The following is a 16,906-nucleotide window of genomic DNA, read 5'->3' as shown; positions in this document are numbered from 1 at the left end:
CTCTTCCCTATTTCCCCACCTGTTCAGTGGCTTGCGCCTCAACCAACGCCTGTACCACGCGCTCCATTTGCATGAAGCGTGACCCTTTGACCAATACGATGTCTTGCGCAGTCACCGCCTGATTTAAGGCCTCGACCAGGCTGGGCAATGACTCAAAATGTTGTGCCTGTGGCCCAAACGCCTGTGCAGCGGCTTTAGCCAGGGTGCCCAGTGCATAAAAATGACGTATGCCCCGGTCTTTGGCATAGCGGCCAATCTGTGCGTGCATGGCCTCAGCATCCGCGCCGAGTTCGCCCATGTCGCCCATGACGAACACGGTATTCGCGCCCAGGCTGCTGAGCACATCGAGCGCCGCCTTCATCGAATCCGGATTCGCGTTATAAGTGTCATCAATCAGGCGCGCACCACAGGCCGCGGTTTTTTGTTGCAAACGGCCCTTGACGCCTGCAAACCGGGCCAAGCCTTGCGCCACTTCGGTCAGGCTGACACCCGCGGCCAGACAGCTCGCAGCAGCGGCAAGTGCGTTCATCACGTTGTGAGCACCTGGCACGGCCAGCGTGACCTTGATAGACTCACCTTGAAAGCTAAGCTTGAACTGACTGTCACCATCCAGCATTTCACCCTGCACATCGGCGGCCTGCTGCATGCCAAAACTCAACACCCGGCGCGCAGGATTCAAGCCGCGCCAGTAATCGGCAAAGTCGCTATCGGCATTGATCACGGCGACCCCGTCCACAGCCAATCCGGCAAAAATTTCGCCCTTGGCCTTGGCAATGTTTTCCCGCGACCCCAGTTCTCCAATGTGCGCAGTGCCTGCATTATTGATGACCGCCACATTTGGCCGCGCCAGACGCGTCAGGTAATCAATCTCACCGAGATGATTCATGCCCATCTCGATCACGGCGCACCGGTGCGTTGCGCGCAAACGCAACAGGGTCAGCGGCATGCCGATATCGTTATTAAAGTTACCGGCCGTGGCCAACACCAGATCGGTGCCGCCGACATGCACTTGCATAATCGCGGCAATCATTTCTTTGGTGGTGGTTTTGCCGTTACTGCCAGTGACCGCAATCAGTGGCAATGCCAATTGCTGGCGCCACCAGCTGGCCAGCTGGCCTAACGCCAGGCGGGTGTCTTTCACCAGCACGGCAGGCAAATCGGTCTCTACGGGCTTGCTGATCAGCGCTGCCACCGCGCCTTGCGCAGCCACTTGCGGCAAAAAGTCATGGCCGTCAAATTTCTCACCCGGCAAGGCCACAAACAATTGCCCGGGTAGTACGCGGCGACTGTCAGTATCTACCGAAGTCACTGTGACGTCGTTGCCCAGCAAAGTGCCTTGCAATACCTCGGCGATGGTTTTCAGCGCAATCATGCGTTCACCTTTTTCTTCAATGCGCTTTGCACCCACTCCGCATCACTGAACGGATAGCGGATACCCTGGATTTCCTGATAGTCTTCATGCCCCTTGCCAGCCACCAACACCACGTCGCCTTTGCCCGCCTGGCTGACCGCCAATGCAATCGCCTTGGCACGGTCAGTCTCGACCGCGGCTTCACGGCGCATACCCTCGGCAATCGCCGCAATAATGGCGTAGGGATTCTCACTGCGCGGATTGTCATTGGTCATCAACACCAGATCGGCCAATTCATCAGCAATGCGCCCCATTTCACTGCGCTTACCACTGTCACGGTCACCGCCACAGCCAAATACACAAGTCAGCTTGCCGCGGGTTTGCATGCGCAAGGTATGCAGCGCTTTCTCCAGCGCGTCCGGCGTATGGGCATAATCCACCACCACCAGCGGCAGGTCGCCACCACCAAACATCTGCATGCGGCCAGCCACCGGCACCAGTCCCGACACAGCCTGCAAGGCGGCAGGCAAGGCTACCTGGTTGGCCAGCAGGCTGCCCAGTACCGCCAATGCGTTATACACATTGAATTGGCCCAGCGCGTGCAATTGCACTTCGCCAATGCCATGCGGTGTACGCACCTTGATTTCAAAACCTGTGGCATGCATGGTCACGGCCGTGGCACAAATATCTGCTTCAGGTTGCAAACCATAACTGATCACGGTTTTGCCCTGCTTGCGCAGTTCGGCAATCAAGCTGGCACCAAAGGCATCATCCAGATTGATGACCGCGGCTGACAGGGTCTGCCAGTCAAACAATTTGCGTTTTGCAGCCTGATAAGCCTCCATGGTCAGGTGGTAATCCAGATGATCACGCGTCAGGTTGGTGAATACAGCCACATCAAAGGCCACCCCATTCACACGCCCCTGGTCCAGGCCATGCGAAGACACTTCCATCGCCACCATCTGCACCTGGTCCAACACAAAGTTGGCCAGCATGTTTTGCAACTCTACCGGGCCCGGGGTAGTGTTTTGCGTAGGCTGCAAGTCTTCGAGCACGCCATTACCCAGTGTGCCAATCACAGCTGACTGCCGCTGCAAAAAGCGGTAAGCCTGCGCCAGCCAATGCGTGACCGTGGTTTTGCCGTTGGTGCCGGTGACACCCACACACCACAACTGCTCGGATGGATTTTTGTAAAACTGGCTGGCGATATGGCCCACCTGATATTTCAGCTCGGGAATCGCAATATTGTGGACTTGCCAGTCAGGGTTCCAGTCAAAGCCCTCACTATCCCAGATCACAGTATTCACACCTTTGGCAATGGCATCGGCGATGTAATCGCGACCATCGCTGTGCTGACCAGGATAAGCGAGGAACAAGCCATGCTTTTCCACCTTGCGGCTATCTGCCGTGATGCCATGGACGGGCGCGGGAATAATGTATTTACTCACATCGCCTCCTTGACTTCAGCCGCATCCGCAGGCGGCGTCACAGGCAGCGCATTGCCGTCTTGCGGGATCACCAGCATGCGCAACACATCATTCATCACCGCGCTAAACACCGGCGCCGCCACACTACCACCGTAGTATTCGCCATTGCTCGGTTCGTCTATCATCACCGCCATAATCAGGCGCGGATTAGAGGCGGGCACCATGCCAACAAACGAACCCACATATTTGTCGTGCTCATAGCCATGGTCACCGAGTTTGTGCGCCGTGCCGGTTTTACCCGCCACGCGGTAACCAGTGACTTGCGCCTTGATCGCGGTGCCGCCAGGCTGCACGACCAGCTCCAGCATATCCTTGACCGAATTGGCCACTTTGGCTGAAAACACCTGACGCCCGACAGGTGGCTCGGAGAGTTTATTCAGTGTCACCGGCAGCAATTCGCCCTCGTTGGCAAACACGGTATAAGCACGCGCCAACTGCAACAAGGTCACACTGATACCGTGCCCGTAAGACATGGTGGCCTGCTCAATCGGACGCCAGGTCTTGTAATCACGCACCTTGCCAGAGGCCTCACCCGGGAACCCGATTTTGGTAGGTGAGCCAAAGCCGAGTTGCACATAGGTGTTCCACAATTGCTCGCGGTTTAAATCGAGCGCCATTTTGGCCGAACCAACGTTGGAGGACTTCTGAATCACCTGTGACACCGTCAATACCTGATTCGGGTGGGCATCGTGAATGGTGGCGGTCCCAATACGCAAAAAGCCGGGGGCAGTCTGGATTTTGGTATCGGACTGGTAAGGACCAAACTCCATGGCTGCCGCCGCAGTGACCGGCTTCATGGTCGAGCCCGGTTCAAAAATATTGACGATGGCCGAGTTGCGCAGCTTGCTGGCGACATTGACCGGATTGTTCGGGTTATAGGTCGGGATATTGACCAAGGCCAGCACCTCGCCGGTTTTAGCATCCAGCACCACCGCTGCGGCCGCCTTGGCTTTGTGTTTTTCAACCGCACGCGACAACTCGCGGTGCACCACATATTGCACGGTGCGGTCTATGCTGAGTACCAGATCCTGACCATCATGCGGCAGTTTGACCGCGACCAGATCCTCGACAACATGGCCCTTGCGGTCACGCACAAAGTCACGCTTGCCGGGTGTGCCAGACAGAACATTGTTGCGATAGAGCTCCATGCCCTCTACGCCGGTGTCATCCACGCCCGTAAAACCGACGATATGCGCCGCCACTTCTGCCGCTGGGTAGAAGCGTTTGTATTCTTTCTGACTGAATACGCCGGGCACTTTCATCGCCATCACCTGTTTTGCCACATCGGGCGCCACTCTCCGTTTGATATACACAAATTCTTTTTTCTTTTTCTGCAACTTCTGTTGCAGCTCTTTGGGCGGCATCTCGAGCAATTTCGCCATTTGCTTGAGCTGTGCCGCCGTAAACTGTACGTCGGTCGGGTTAGCCCATACCGACTCCACTGGCAAGCTGATCGCCAATGGTTTGAAGTTACGGTCATAAATCTTGCCGCGATGTGGCATCAACACCACTTTGCGCCGCGAAAACGCCTCACCCTTTTTAATCAGGTAATCCTTGTGCAAGGTTTGCAGGTAAAACCCGCGTCCCAGCAACAGGACAAAACTCAATAGCAGCAAGACCAGCAGCGTTCTTCTGCGCCAGGCCGGCAACTTGACCAGCTTGTGTTGGCTTTCCTTAAGCAACATGACTGTTGATCCTCGTCACGCCTGCTCAGGGCGCCGCTGGCGCATCCAGCAGAATGACCTGCGTTTGCTGCATGCTCGGGCTATGCATATGCAAGCGGGTGGTCGCAAAATCTTCCAGGCGCGAATGCATGGCCCAGGTGCTCTGCTCAATTTGCAACTGGTCATACTCGGTCATGTACTGTTTGGTCAGCATTTCTTGCCGGTCCAGCTCAAAATACAGTTTGCGCGCCTTGTATTGGGCCGTGACCACACCCAGCGCCATCGCAATCGTTAATGCAAACAAAATCAAATTGAGCCGGATCACTGGTCTAAGCCTTGTTCAAACGATGGCATCATTTAACTACTGCACCGTGGTGCGTTCAGCCACGCGCAAAACCGCGCTGCGTGAACGTACATTTGCTGCCACTTCAGCCTTGCTTGGCTTGATCGCCTTGCCCACGGGCATCATGCGCGGTTGTGGCAAGTCCTTGGCGCGTATAGGCAAGCCTGCGGGCAGGTTGTCGCGATCTGCTTCCGACTGAATAAAGCGTTTGACGATGCGATCTTCCAGCGAATGGAAGCTGATCACCGCCAGACGGCCTTGCGGGCGCAACAAACGTAAGCAATCCGGCAACACTAGCGAGAGTTCCTCAAGCTCTTGATTGACGAAAATCCGTAAAGCCTGAAATGTGCGCGTTGCAGGGTTCTGGCCCGGCTCATTCTTGGGGATGGCGCCTGCCACGATCTTGGCAAGTTGTCCTGTAGTGGTGATGGCATGCCCATCTTCGCGCTCTTTAACAAGCGCCCTTGCAACCTGCTTAGCAAACCGTTCTTCACCATAATCTTTAATCACCTCCACCAATTGTTTTTCTGGCATTTCAGCCAGCCACTGCGCCGCAGTCTTGCCGCGGCTTTGATCCATACGCATGTCCAGCGGCCCGTCAAAACGGAAACTGAAACCACGCTCACCCTCATCAATCTGTGGCGACGAAATCCCCAGATCGAGCAAAATGCCATCCACTGCCTGCACACCCAATGACTCAAGCACCTCCGCCATGGAGGAAAAATGTGCATGCACCATGCTAAAACGCGCATCGGCAATCGCCTGCCCATGCGCAACAGCCGCCAGATCACGGTCCAGCGCGATCAAACGGCCTTCACTACCCAGCTGGGAAAGAATGCGGCGACTATGTCCGCCACGGCCAAACGTCCCGTCCACATACAAGCCATCCGCCCGCACATTCAAGGCATCCACCGCCTCATGCAACAACACGGTGATATGACTGGCGGCGGCTGGTGACACTGACGTTTCCGTCAAGGACGCGGGCGCTGACTTCGCGCCCCGCGTCATAGCGAGAATCCTTCGAGCTCTTGTGGAATCTGTAATTGATCCGCCGCCATCAGGCTTTCCAGCTGCTGATCCCATGCGGCCAGATCCCACAATTCAAAATGACTACCCTGCCCGACCATCATCACCTCCTTGTCGAGCTTGGCAAATTTGCGCAGTACAGCATTCACCAGCAAGCGGCCCGCAGAATCCAGATGCATCACATCTGCCTGACCGACGATCATGCGCTGAATACCACTGGTTTGAGGATTAAAACTGGACAAACTGGTCAGCTTGGTCTCAATCGGCTCCCAAGCTGCTTTTGGATACAAAATCAGGCAACGGTGAGGATGCGCAGTCAGCACAACCTCCCCCTGCCCACCGGCCGTCAGGGCGTCACGATGCTTGGCCGGCACACTTAGCCGCCCCTTCGCATCCAAACTCAACTGTACCGCCCCGCGAAACATCAATTTTGATCCTTAACCCTATTTCTTGTTGAAAAAAGGAATAATTTCCCACAATTCAACACAAAATCACCCTTTTGCACACTATAGATAAAAAAAAAGTGCTTGGCAAGCACTTTGGGTGAAAAAATCTCTTTTAAAGACAATGACTTAGAGCATTTTAACAAAGCAATTCAAATCAACGGATTGGCGCAATTAATACATAAAGTTGTTTAATAAGGATAGCTATCTCATTGAAATTATTGAATAATTAAAAAACAGTATTTTCGGGTGATTTTTTAGGCAAAAAATAGGTCTAGGCAAGCATGCCCGCCATTCCACATACACTCTTTTGATGAAACTTTCCCCACGCTTAAACTTCCTGATTTTAGGGACAGCGATTTTGCTGGCCATGCAATGGCATACCTGGTGGTTTTACCTGAACCCGCCACCAGATTTTAGCCATGGGCAAGTGGTGCTCTACGCCACCGACTGGTGCCCTTATTGCGAAAAAACGCGCGCACTGCTGGCAACGAAAGGCATTCCCTATAAGGAAATGAATATCGAAACCTCAGCAGAAGCACGCAGCCAATACCAGCGGCTGGCGGCAAACGGCGTCCCCGTCTTATTAGTGGCAGGAGAGGTGGTGCGTGGCTACCACCAGCAGAGAATGGAAGCCCTATTGGATGCCTGGCAACGGGAACACAAACCAGCGGCTCTAACCAAATAATACGACTGACGCTAAACCATTAAAAATGCCTGACATGCGCTTATTTAGCCTAAGGCCCTCTCAAACAGACCACTCAACAATGATTACCGCTATAAACATATAGGAAAACTTCCTTAAAAAAGATATGCTTTTGCAAAATTGGCCCATGCATCCCTGTTTAATCGCCCAATCAAATACGCTGTAAAAGCGGTATAACTGGCGGGTCCGAATACATAGTTAAAAAGTTAACTTATCAATTAGACCCTAGCCAAAACTAGACCCCAGTCATGCCACCGATGATATTCCGCACAATCCGTTTACTCCCACTCCTTTTAATGGCACTGAGCCTGCCAGTGCGGGCAACCAATGGCATTCTGCTCATTGGTTACGGCGCTGAATCCACCCTCATGGGCGGGGCGGATACCGCTGTGGCAAGGGATACCAGCGCACTGAATACCAACCCGGCCGGGCTGGTGCAAATCAAAAGCAAGCAGTTCGATGCTTACGGCTCACTGCTGCGCACCACCCATCTCGAACAGGTTGACGCGCGCAACGACCAACACGCAGATAATCGTTACACCTTATTGGCTGGTGGCGGATATGCACAAGCACTGGAGGATCTACCCTGTACTGCGGGCATCGGCTTTTTTACCCAAGGCGGGGCCGGGGCGGTGTTTAAGCATATCAACACGCCGTTTGGCACCAATGACGAAATGTACTCTTTGTTTGGTATCGCCAAAATCACGCCAGGGTTGGCTTGCCAGGTGAATGACCGTTTATCCGTCGGCGCCGTACTGAGCATCAATTACGCCAGCATCAAGCAAGGTTTTTTTTACAACACTTCTGTCCCGAACGTATTTTCAGGGTTTAAAAACAAAGGTGCAGATACGATACGCCCAGGGTTTAAGGTAGGCGTGCAATATCGACTGGATGAGCAATTGACACTGGGCTTTAGCTACACCGAAAAAACAGAATTGCCACTGACTGGCGGGACATCATTGGTGAATAATGGCGCATCTGGGGTGGTCCGTTATCGTGACTTGAGCATTAAGGGGTTTGCTCTGCCGCGCGAGGTAGCGATAGGTGCCGCATTCAAACCGGATGACCGTTGGCTGCTCTCCGCCAAAATCAACTGGATACAATGGAGCGATGCCATTAAGGATGTCACCACCACCTGGCAAGATCCTGACAATCCATCAGCAGCGAGTCAACTGAGAACGGTCAACCCGCAGAACTGGCATGATCAACTGGTCTACGCCCTGGGCGCGGCCTATCGCTACGACGACAAAACGACGCTATATGCAGGTTACAACTATGGTAAAAATCCGGTACCCAGGCAAAATTCCAGCGCGCTGTTGGCGGCGACCCTAGAACAACACATCACGCTGGGCATGGCTCGCAAGCTTGATGCCAACTGGAAAATCACTAGTGGTATCGAATGGCTGCTGCCCAAAGACGTGACTTACAATAGCAATGTGTTCGGACAAAATACCGAAGCGAATAACGGCGGTTTTTTCCTGCACATGATGCTGAGCAAACAGTGGTAAACAGACACAGGTTAAGCTGAGTTCAGCTTAACCTGCCAGATGACTTTCACTGGACAATGGCGCCAGCCCTTAATGTCCCTGACCGCTCTTGAGAATGTCAGTATTAAATCCAAATACCTTGCCCGCCCAGAGAAATATGACCCAGGCGAGCACCCCAAACGGCAAATAACCGGCAAAGCCCAGCAGCGGCATTTCGACATAAATATGTATCACATTCACGTAAGGGATATCGTATACCCAATAATTAGGGTTGGTGACCGGCAATACGGGATGCGCGCTACCATAGTTCCACACCTCCCAGAACAAGCCGTTAATGATGGCACTCAGCGCCATTAATAGCACTGGACTCCAATTGCCTTTTGCGACATCGGTAAATGGCGTCCAGATGCCCAGCAGCATCAATATGGCGCTAATGCCGATTAAAGGCGCAATCCACATGGCCCAAAATAATGGATATGGCCAGAACGGTACGGCAGCCAACAAGACAAAGCTCAGATATAACATCGGCTTGGCTGGCAGTGAGAGCGCAGGACCTTGTGCATAGCGTGCGACAAATTTTGGAAACGCATTGAGCAAGGTATACCACTCAAAAATCGCCGGCCACACAGTGGTATACGCAAACAGAAAAATCCATACGATCTTGGCATGGCTTAATGCAGGAATATCATCTGTATTGGGGTAATACCAGTTACCCAAGGCAAAATAATCAAAATACTCAAAGAAATACCAGCCACCTAGCGAGACAGCCGCACTGATCAGAAATGTCTTGGGGCGGCTGGCAAACAGCGAGTAGCCGCCCGCATAGCGGAATGTCAGGCCATCGAGCACAAAGATAAATCCCCACCACATGGGGGTGAACGCGTAATACACCAGATCACCAAACGGGGTCGTACGCGCCCACATCAACCACCAGAAAAACAGCGTGACCACCATCCCGGCCCAAAACCACCAAGGCAGGGCGCGCGGGACAGGCTGCGGAGAAGGTGCGACAGGCTTAAAGCCAAACCATTGCGGGAAGAGTAAAAAAATCGCGACCGCGGCTTCGAGCAGAGCAATGACAACAAACACGATCAAATTAAAGCCAGGCGGGTCTTCAACAAACTGCGGCGGAAAAATACCGAAGCCAGGCGGAAGATGCGTAGATGGATAAGCAAACCAGGATGAGATCAATGGGATGAGTATCATCGCCAAAATGGTCATCACCAGCGCAGAACGTGTTGTTGCAGCTGCAAACATAAATTCCCCCTTGATTGACTAACAATATGTTGCCCCAATGCTGCGCACTGATGAACATGGCATCCTTAGCGCAACTGATCTTGCCGTGTTACGGCTCTTGTTTTGTTATTGTATTTTGCGCACGCGCTTATTTTCGTACATGCGCATATCCGCCAAACGCATAAACTCAGAGATATTATCAACCTCATAATAATAGGCGGACCCTGCGCTGGCCCCGGAAAACTCAAACCCCTCACGGCGCATATTTTCAACCGCCTCTTGCAACGCCTGCTCTACAACGACCACCTCACCTTTGTGACTTAATACGGCAAACTCATCCCCACCCAATCGATACAAGATGAGCGTACTGCCTAAATAATGCTGATATTTTTTTGCAAAGCAGATCAGCAACTCATCTCCACGTGCATGCCCGTAATGATCGTTATAAAACTTAAGTCCATCCAGATCAATAAAGGTCAGGCTACTCTGCATGGGTAGCCGATCCAGCGCTTTTACAAACGCATAGCGATTAGGCAGGCTGGTTAAAGCATCCGAATTGGCTACTTTCTCCGTCATGCCCAGCGCCTCTAATGCCTCTTCTTTTTCTTTATGCAATTGGGCAAATTGAAAAGAAAGCACCAACGCCAGCAATACCACCTCAATGGCCACACTCACCAGGCCCAGATGTTCGACATACAAATCAAACTGTTGATGCATTTTGCTGAGGCTGATCGTAATAATCCCCGACACAAAAAACAGGCTAATCGCGATTAAATAGCGTTTGGCAGTGGCATTTTTACGCTGGCTTTGCCTGATGGCCGTAGCCAGCCCATAGCATAAAAACAGCCCAACTTCATAGCGGCAAAACTCCAATGCCCAATTGGGGAAAGCAATAGCCAACAACAAAAACAAGACCATCACCACCAAAATCACCCGCCCCGCCGCATAGAGTCGCTTGTGTTGATACGGATTGATTTCCAGCAAATGCATCACAAACAGGATGTACGCAATACTGGAAAACAGGATAGGCATCGAAGCCCAATAGATGGAGTGAAGATTAAACAGGTCGGAAAGGACAAGCAGGGCGGCACTGTTAAAAAGAAAATTACCCGCAATAAAAATGGCATACATGGCTTCCACTTTACGATTACGGCTAGTCGCCAGTACCGTATAGTAGATGCCCAACCCCCAAAAGACCCCCAAGCCAAACAGCGTCAGCGCATTTCCACGCTTGATGGCATGCATGTAGCTGGCCTCATCATCTAAATAAGGCTCGGGAATCGCCAAATAGTTGGTAGAAATCAGTTGCGTGGCCAAGACATATTTGCCTGGTGCCAGATTGACACTGCGGCCATGCCTCAAGAAAAAGGGATTCTCAATTCGACGGCCAATCCCCCCTTCCAGCTTCTCCACCTCATGCCCTTGCTCGTCATACACCTGATGCTGGAAATACTCTATGGTACTGGTATTTTTGAAATCAACCACATACGCGTTGTTTGTCTTGATTTCAAACGAAGCAATATAAAGATAATGCCCGCCTCTCGGACTCACCGTCGCAACAGGCGCGTACTTTTGACGCAGTGGATCAGAGAGAAACTGCTGGGGACTTTGCCCGCCTTTATAGGCATGGACTAGCGACCAGACACCCTCTATCGATTGAGGAGAGGCCTGCACCAAGCCAATGGACAGCACAGCGATGATGATCGCTATGATCCCCCTGCCCAAGCTACTCAACATCCCCATCATCCATCACCGTTTTTATTGATTAATACGCAAACTATACAAGAAAGTCTCGCGAACGCACAGCTTCAAAGGCTACCTGCCAGACTACCCTTAACACGTCTTTGCAAAACGCCAGACTGATCGAAAATCAATCACCGCAACTGTGACAGCCCGCGAATACCTTCCCGTAGAACTAAAAGGAATATCAAGCCGTTGTAGAGACTCTACTATATTGTTGATTGAAGCGTCTTCATCTGCGTCAGGAAGAGCCCCGTCGAGGCCCAGCATGCTTTAACAGCCCACAGCACATGACTCATTGAGGAATAGATGGGTGAGGCGGCCTGATCTAAGGCCAAGGAAGCGACCACTTGGAAAGTGATCGCGAAATAAAAAGTAAAGCCAACCGGTAAGCCGGGTTCTGTAACTACTTGCGTAGCTGACAGTCATTCCTCTAGGCGTGCAATTACTCACACGCTCAAGCTATCTACCCGCTGGCAGCGCGAGCCACGCCTTATTACTTGCGTAAAATGCCAGCCTATTTGATATTGCTGCAGATGGAGGTTACCGCGTTTCACATCCACCTCACTAAAGAGGCTTACTCGTCTCTGTGGCCCTATTCCTCGCCTTATACTGTTGCCAGCTTTCAGCGTACGGCCGTTAGCCGTCATCCCGCTCTGAGCAGCCCGGACTTTCCTCCCCCTGTTTGCACAGGCGGCGACTGTCTGGTTGGCTTCAGTGCTATTTTACCATGCCTGAACGAACACCCTATAATGTGCGGAATTATCCTAGACTTGAATGCTCATGACCTCAACAGAAAAACCCGGCCAGCTGGACCCGACCTGGCAAGCCGTGCTTGGCGCAGAATTCAATCAGCCTTATATGCACTCGCTCAAGGCTTTTTTGCAACAGGAAAAAGCGGCCGGTAAAACCATTTTCCCGCCAGGCCCCCTGATTTTTAATGCCTTTAATCACACGCCCTTCGATAAAGTACGCGTGGTGATTATCGGCCAGGACCCTTACCATGGGCCGGGGCAAGCCCATGGCCTAAGCTTCTCCGTGCCTGCAGGCGTGGCACAGCCTCCTTCACTCATGAATATTTTTAAAGAGATTGAAGCCGATCTTGGGGTGCGCATGAGTGGGAGTGGCGACCTGACACCTTGGGCGGATCAAGGGGTGCTGTTACTGAATGCCACCCTGACAGTACAAATGGCCAATGCCGGTTCGCACCAGAACCGTGGCTGGGAGCAGTTTACTGATGCGGCGATTGCTGCATTGAATGCACAGCGGACAGGCCTGGTGTTTGTGCTGTGGGGCAGCTACGCACAAAAAAAAGGGGCCATGATAGACCCCAATAAACATCTGGTTTTAAAATCGGTGCACCCTTCACCACTCTCGGCGCACCGTGGTTTTTTTGGCAATCACCAGTTTTCCAAAATCAATGCCTATCTGGCTACACAGGGCCAAGCGCCGATCAACTGGCAACTTTAAACCAGCTTCCACGCCACAGTCTGCCCGGCGCGCAAGGGCACCAGCGCATCATCGGCAAAAGGAATGCTCTCAGGCACCAGCCAGCTTTGCTTGAGCAAGGTCACCTGGGTGGTATTGCGTGGCAGATGGTAAAAATCCGGGCCATAAAAGCTGGCAAAACCTTCGAGCTTATCCAGCGCGCCAGCTTCTTCAAAGGCTTCGGCGTATAGCTCAATTGCCGCATGCGCGGTATACATGCCTGCGCAGCCACAGCTAGCTTCTTTGGCAGATTTTGGATGTGGTGCGCTGTCTGTCCCCAAAAAGAATTTGGGCGAACCGGAGGTCGCGGCTTTGACCAGTGCGGCGCGATGCGTTTCTCGCTTAAGCACCGGCAGGCAGTAATGATGCGGACGGATACCACCAGTAAACATGGCGTTGCGGTTCATCAGCAAATGATGGGCGGTGATGGTAGCGGCCAGATTGGCTGGCCCGGCCGCCACAAACTCGGCGGCGTCTTGCGTGGTGATATGCTCAAACACAACCTTAAGGCCAGGAAAATCCTTGAGCAGCGGTTGCAAATGGCGCTCGATAAATACTTTTTCACGGTCAAACACATCGACATCACCATCGGTGACTTCACCGTGTATCAGCAAGGGCATGCCCTGCTTTTCCATCTCGGCCAATGTGGCTGCACATTTTTGCAGGCTGGTCACGCCTGAGTCACTGTTGGTCGTAGCGCCCGCCGGATACAGTTTGACCGCATGCACCACCCCAGATTGACGTGCCGCAGCAATTTCACTGGCAGGCGTATTATCTGTGAGGTAAAGCGTCATCAGGGGCTCGAACACCATGCCGGCTGGCAAGGCTTGTTTAATGCGCTGATAGTAAGCCAGCGCGGCCTCGGCGGTGGTCACAGGTGGCCGCAAGTTAGGCATCACGATGGCGCGTGCAAACTGTTTAGCCGTATCCGGCAAAACTGCTTTCAAGCCTTCGCCATCTCTGAGATGCAAATGCCAGTCATCGGGACGGGTGAGGGTAATTTTGGTTGTCATGCATTCATACCTTTATTCATGAGTATTGGCGGCCTTAAGCGCCAGCGCCGCTTCATAGAGTTCATTTTTTTTCTGGCCGGTGATATCAGTTGCCAGTGCCACCGCCTGCTTGAGTGGCAACTCCTGCAACAGGCGCTGCAGTATCCTTAATGTTTCGTCATCCAGACCCACGGCTTTTTTCTGCACATCAGCATGTAGCAGCAAGACAAACTCGCCACGTTGCTGGTTGGGGTCTGCCTGCAACCAGGCGACCGCTTCGGCCAAGCCACAGGTGTGTATGGTCTCGAAGGTCTTGGTCAGCTCGCGCGCCAGCGTCAGCTGACGGTGACCACCCAGCACAGCGGCCAGGTCAGTGACACACTCCACAATACGGTGCGGTGCCTCATAAAAAACCAGCGTGGTTGGAAGCGTTTTCAATATCTCTAACCGCTTGCGCCGCTGCGAGCCACTGGCGGGCAAAAAACCCTCAAAGTAAAAACCGGGCTGTGCGATGCCTGCGGCCGACAATGCCGTAATGACAGCGCTCACGCCTGGAATCGGCACCACCGCCAATCCTGCCTGCCTCACCGCGTGTACTACCAGCGCACCAGGATCACTGACAGCAGGTGTACCGGCATCGGTCACCAGAGCAATCGACTCCCCAGCCTGCAGACGCTTGATCAAGCCTTGTGCCGATTGCTGCTCGTTGTGTTCATGCACCGCCAGTAAAGGCTTGCTGATGCCCAAATGCCTTAACAACCCCACCGTATGCCGGGTATCTTCTGCGGCAATCGCATCCACCAGCTGCAATGTGCTGATTGCGCGCTGCGTGATATCGCCCAGATTGCCGATAGGCGTCGCAACTACATATAATGTGCCTGACTCTGTCATCGCGCTATTTTATGCCATCGCAGGCATTTCGCTAAGTTGTTTCATTGCGTATTCAACAACCCAAATGCAGGCATTATTCTGGTGAGAACCCTATGAAGCTGAATCAAAACAATCAGGGATTGGCTGCGGAACAAGCCGCCGTGCGCTTTCTGCAACAGCAGGGCCTTACCCTGGTGACACAAAATTACAGCTGCCGCTATGGCGAAATTGACCTCATCATGCACGAAAAGAACACGCTGGTGTTTGTAGAAGTGCGCTTGCGCAGCAACCGGGCATTCACCAGTGCGGCCGACAGTATTCATTATCACAAGCAGCAAAAACTGCTGCGCGCCGCGCAATATTACCTGCAAAGCCTTGACCGCCAGCCGCCATGCCGGTTTGATGCCATTCTGTTTGACAACAGCCGCTACCAATCGCCAGAATGGATTCGTAATGCAATCGACACATAAAAAGCGTAGAATTTTATGCTTGAATGCCTGTCACATTAGCTCATCCGTTTGTTTCACCTAGTCATCACAAGGAATTCTCATGACAAAAAAACTCTCACTGATCGCATTGGTATTATTGACCGTGCAATTGACAGGCTGCTTCCCGGCTGTCGTTGGCGGTGCCGCAGTCGGTGGCTCAATGGCGGCAGACCGTCGCACCTCAGGCATTTATGTTGAAGACGAGAATATTGAACTCAAAACGATGAAGCGCATGTCGCAATATATGGATAAAGCTTCACATATCAATGTGACCAGCTATAACCGCATCGTGTTGCTGACTGGCGAAGTGCCTAACGCCGGACAACAAGCCCAGGCTGAAACGCTGACCCGCGAAATCTCAAACGTACGCAGCATACACAATGCCTTAACCATAGGCTTTGCCTCTTCTATCAGTGACCGCACCAATGATGCTTACATCACCACCAAGGTCAAAGCCCGTTTTGTCAGCGAAAACCTGTTTCCGGCCAATGTCGTTAAAGTCGTGACCGAAGCCGGTGTGGTTTACCTGATGGGCATCGTTTCTGAAAAAGAGGCCAATGATGCCGTTGAAATCGCCAGAAGCACCGAAGGCGTGAGCAAGGTGGTCAAAGTTTTCGAATATACCAACTAAGGATAGGCGGCATCAGTCGCGATGCGCAAACATTGCAGTCCTTCTGTGAGGTTTTTATGCATCCCAGTGCTCGTACTGATAACGCTTACCCCTGACTATTAATTTGTATTTTTTAAGGAATCCGCATGGAAACTCAGGAAATTATTATTCAAGGCATCACACTGGCGGGCAAACCTTTCCGCCCGAGCGACTGGGTAGACCGTATGTGCAGCACCTATGCCAGCTTTGGCGTTGACAAGAAGCTGCGCTACTCGCCCTATTTGAAACCAAAACTGGTCAACAATGTACGCAGCCTGTCTGTGGACATGAAGCTTAAAGATGTGAATCCGGCTGGCTTTGAGCAGCTGATGCAGTTTGCCAAAGAGAACCAGTTGAGCGTAATCAACCCAGCCGGCGAAGCAGTCAACATTTAGACTAGGGCTTTACGGGGACATTAAACGCGGATTCCTTGAGTAACTGCTCTAACCAGGCGCGACTCAACGCGCCGCGTTTAACTTGATACAAGCGGCCATCTGGCGCATAAATATAGGTAGTGGGCAAAACTTCAGGCTTGTGAGCCGTCGGCTTTTGCGCCTCACCGAGCACCACCGGATAAGAAATCAGCATATCATCGGCATACTTCTTGACTGAGGCCACAGACTCATACTGGACCGCCACCCCGAGCACCATCACGTTTTGATTAACATGGGCATCATAAAACGTCACCAGTTCAGGCATTTCTTCAAGACAGGGCGGACACCAGGGGGCCCAGTAATTCACCACCAGCCAACGCCCTTTGTATTGGGAAAGCTGATGTTTATGACCAGCCATATCCTGCATCACCCAGTCCTTGGTCGCCTCCTGCGCCTGGGTCTCGCTCATGCTTGATAATAGCCATAGACTCAGCCATCCGATGCGCAACATGTTAAATAACATCAAGCCCTCTTGTTTTTAATGAAGATACGCCGCATTTAC

The 16,906-nt window shown here is 52.5% G+C and carries 17 protein-coding genes and 1 other RNA gene; 6 read left to right on the top strand and 12 right to left on the bottom strand.

What is annotated here, in order from left to right:
- Positions 1-7: 7 nt before the first annotated feature.
- The 6 genes from murF to mraZ are packed head-to-tail and all read right to left on the bottom strand — an operon-like array spanning position 8 to position 6,296.
- Complete coding sequence (gene murF, locus Q9292_RS12555) at positions 8-1,372, bottom strand: UDP-N-acetylmuramoyl-tripeptide--D-alanyl-D-alanine ligase (protein ID WP_275356556.1); 1,365 nt, start codon at positions 1,370-1,372, stop codon at positions 8-10.
- Entirely contained in the window at positions 1,369-2,799 is a 1,431-nt protein-coding gene (locus Q9292_RS12550; RefSeq protein ID WP_313988610.1) for a UDP-N-acetylmuramoyl-L-alanyl-D-glutamate--2,6-diaminopimelate ligase, read from the bottom strand. The genes murF and Q9292_RS12550 overlap by 4 nt, the downstream gene beginning before the upstream one ends.
- Positions 2,796-4,523 (bottom strand): penicillin-binding protein 2, encoded by a 1,728-nt coding sequence (locus Q9292_RS12545; RefSeq protein WP_313988607.1) that lies wholly within the window; start codon positions 4,521-4,523, stop codon positions 2,796-2,798. Before Q9292_RS12545 ends, Q9292_RS12550 begins: the two co-directional genes overlap by 4 nt.
- Positions 4,524-4,548: 25 nt before the next feature.
- Positions 4,549-4,827, bottom strand: a complete 279-nt coding sequence (ftsL, locus tag Q9292_RS12540) for a cell division protein FtsL (RefSeq protein ID WP_313988604.1) — start codon at positions 4,825-4,827, stop codon at positions 4,549-4,551.
- A 36-nt stretch (positions 4,828-4,863) separates the two neighbouring features.
- Entirely contained in the window at positions 4,864-5,853 is a 990-nt protein-coding gene (rsmH, locus tag Q9292_RS12535; RefSeq protein WP_313988601.1) for a 16S rRNA (cytosine(1402)-N(4))-methyltransferase RsmH, read from the bottom strand.
- Complete coding sequence (gene mraZ / locus Q9292_RS12530; protein WP_275356553.1) at positions 5,850-6,296, bottom strand: division/cell wall cluster transcriptional repressor MraZ; 447 nt, start codon at positions 6,294-6,296, stop codon at positions 5,850-5,852. Before mraZ ends, rsmH begins: the two co-directional genes overlap by 4 nt.
- Before the next feature lie 331 nt (positions 6,297-6,627).
- On the opposite strand from mraZ, the gene Q9292_RS12525 reads away from it, so the two are divergent.
- The gene (locus tag Q9292_RS12525) at positions 6,628-7,002 is read left to right on the top strand and encodes a glutaredoxin family protein (RefSeq protein WP_313988596.1); all 375 of its coding nucleotides are present in this window, start codon (positions 6,628-6,630) and stop codon (positions 7,000-7,002) included.
- A gap of 314 nt (positions 7,003-7,316) precedes the next feature.
- On the top strand, positions 7,317-8,528 hold the full coding sequence (locus tag Q9292_RS12520; RefSeq protein ID WP_313988594.1) for an OmpP1/FadL family transporter: 1,212 nt from the start codon (positions 7,317-7,319) through the stop codon (positions 8,526-8,528).
- 69 nt (positions 8,529-8,597) lie between these two features.
- Here Q9292_RS12520 and Q9292_RS12515 read toward each other — a convergent pair whose 3' ends face one another.
- The 3 genes from Q9292_RS12515 to rnpB all read right to left on the bottom strand — a co-directional run bounded on the left by Q9292_RS12515 (position 8,598) and on the right by rnpB (position 12,199).
- On the bottom strand, positions 8,598-9,764 hold the full coding sequence (locus tag Q9292_RS12515; RefSeq protein ID WP_194749182.1) for a mechanosensitive ion channel protein MscS: 1,167 nt from the start codon (positions 9,762-9,764) through the stop codon (positions 8,598-8,600).
- Between the two features lie 105 nt (positions 9,765-9,869).
- Positions 9,870-11,480 (bottom strand): diguanylate cyclase, encoded by a 1,611-nt coding sequence (locus tag Q9292_RS12510; RefSeq protein WP_313988591.1) that lies wholly within the window; start codon positions 11,478-11,480, stop codon positions 9,870-9,872.
- A 376-nt stretch (positions 11,481-11,856) separates the two neighbouring features.
- Positions 11,857-12,199: RNase P RNA component class A (rnpB, locus tag Q9292_RS12505), an RNA gene on the bottom strand.
- Positions 12,200-12,260: 61 nt separating this feature from the next.
- Here rnpB and ung point away from each other — a divergent pair.
- On the top strand, positions 12,261-12,953 hold the full coding sequence (gene ung / locus Q9292_RS12500; protein WP_313988588.1) for a uracil-DNA glycosylase: 693 nt from the start codon (positions 12,261-12,263) through the stop codon (positions 12,951-12,953).
- Here ung and pyrC read toward each other — a convergent pair.
- Both pyrC and rsmI read right to left on the bottom strand, forming a co-directional pair.
- Entirely contained in the window at positions 12,950-13,984 is a 1,035-nt protein-coding gene (gene pyrC, locus Q9292_RS12495) for a dihydroorotase (RefSeq protein ID WP_313988585.1), read from the bottom strand. The two genes, ung and pyrC, sit on opposite strands and share 4 nt — an antisense overlap.
- 12 nt (positions 13,985-13,996) lie before the next feature.
- Positions 13,997-14,854, bottom strand: a complete 858-nt coding sequence (rsmI, locus tag Q9292_RS12490; RefSeq protein ID WP_313988582.1) for a 16S rRNA (cytidine(1402)-2'-O)-methyltransferase — start codon at positions 14,852-14,854, stop codon at positions 13,997-13,999.
- A 92-nt stretch (positions 14,855-14,946) separates the two neighbouring features.
- Between rsmI and Q9292_RS12485 the strand changes: the two genes are divergently transcribed.
- The 3 genes from Q9292_RS12485 (at position 14,947) to Q9292_RS12475 (ending at position 16,365) form a co-directional block, all read left to right on the top strand.
- On the top strand, positions 14,947-15,303 hold the full coding sequence (locus Q9292_RS12485; RefSeq protein WP_313988580.1) for a YraN family protein: 357 nt from the start codon (positions 14,947-14,949) through the stop codon (positions 15,301-15,303).
- Positions 15,304-15,382: 79 nt separating this feature from the next.
- Positions 15,383-15,952 carry a BON domain-containing protein gene (locus Q9292_RS12480; RefSeq protein ID WP_313988576.1) on the top strand — a complete coding sequence of 190 codons (570 nt, stop codon included), beginning with the start codon at positions 15,383-15,385 and terminating at the stop codon, positions 15,950-15,952.
- Between the two features lie 125 nt (positions 15,953-16,077).
- On the top strand, positions 16,078-16,365 hold the full coding sequence (locus Q9292_RS12475) for a DUF3579 domain-containing protein (protein ID WP_194749175.1): 288 nt from the start codon (positions 16,078-16,080) through the stop codon (positions 16,363-16,365).
- A gap of 1 nt (position 16,366) precedes the next feature.
- On the opposite strand, the gene Q9292_RS12470 is transcribed toward Q9292_RS12475, so the two are convergent.
- Entirely contained in the window at positions 16,367-16,813 is a 447-nt protein-coding gene (locus Q9292_RS12470) for a TlpA disulfide reductase family protein (protein WP_313988572.1), read from the bottom strand.
- Positions 16,814-16,906 lie beyond the last annotated feature (93 nt).

The organism is Methylophilus sp. VKM B-3414, from assembly GCF_032248435.1.
Taxonomy (GTDB): domain Bacteria; phylum Pseudomonadota; class Gammaproteobacteria; order Burkholderiales; family Methylophilaceae; genus Methylophilus; species Methylophilus glucosoxydans.
The sequence above is the reverse complement of the archived record's forward strand: the minus strand, read 5'-3'. Positions and strand labels throughout refer to the sequence as shown.

Excerpts from the sequence above, each read along its gene's own strand:
- Q9292_RS12485 (WP_313988580.1), top strand. The coding sequence starts at position 14,947 with ATGAAGCTGAATCAAAACAATCAGGGATTGGCTGCGGAACAAGCCGCC.
- rsmI (WP_313988582.1), bottom strand. The coding sequence starts at position 14,854 with ATGACAGAGTCAGGCACATTATATGTAGTTGCGACGCCTATCGGCAAT.
- ung (WP_313988588.1), top strand. The coding sequence starts at position 12,261 with ATGCTCATGACCTCAACAGAAAAACCCGGCCAGCTGGACCCGACCTGG.
- murF (WP_275356556.1), bottom strand. The coding sequence starts at position 1,372 with ATGATTGCGCTGAAAACCATCGCCGAGGTATTGCAAGGCACTTTGCTG.
- Q9292_RS12475 (WP_194749175.1), top strand. The coding sequence starts at position 16,078 with ATGGAAACTCAGGAAATTATTATTCAAGGCATCACACTGGCGGGCAAA.
- Q9292_RS12470 (WP_313988572.1), bottom strand. The coding sequence starts at position 16,813 with ATGAGCGAGACCCAGGCGCAGGAGGCGACCAAGGACTGGGTGATGCAG.
- Q9292_RS12520 (WP_313988594.1), top strand. The coding sequence starts at position 7,317 with ATGGCACTGAGCCTGCCAGTGCGGGCAACCAATGGCATTCTGCTCATT.
- Q9292_RS12545 (WP_313988607.1), bottom strand. The coding sequence starts at position 4,523 with ATGTTGCTTAAGGAAAGCCAACACAAGCTGGTCAAGTTGCCGGCCTGG.
- Q9292_RS12480 (WP_313988576.1), top strand. The coding sequence starts at position 15,383 with ATGACAAAAAAACTCTCACTGATCGCATTGGTATTATTGACCGTGCAA.
- Q9292_RS12510 (WP_313988591.1), bottom strand. The coding sequence starts at position 11,480 with ATGTTGAGTAGCTTGGGCAGGGGGATCATAGCGATCATCATCGCTGTG.
- Q9292_RS12515 (WP_194749182.1), bottom strand. The coding sequence starts at position 9,764 with ATGTTTGCAGCTGCAACAACACGTTCTGCGCTGGTGATGACCATTTTG.
- rsmH (WP_313988601.1), bottom strand. The coding sequence starts at position 5,853 with ATGACGCGGGGCGCGAAGTCAGCGCCCGCGTCCTTGACGGAAACGTCA.
- pyrC (WP_313988585.1), bottom strand. The coding sequence starts at position 13,984 with ATGACAACCAAAATTACCCTCACCCGTCCCGATGACTGGCATTTGCAT.
- Q9292_RS12525 (WP_313988596.1), top strand. The coding sequence starts at position 6,628 with ATGAAACTTTCCCCACGCTTAAACTTCCTGATTTTAGGGACAGCGATT.
- mraZ (WP_275356553.1), bottom strand. The coding sequence starts at position 6,296 with ATGTTTCGCGGGGCGGTACAGTTGAGTTTGGATGCGAAGGGGCGGCTA.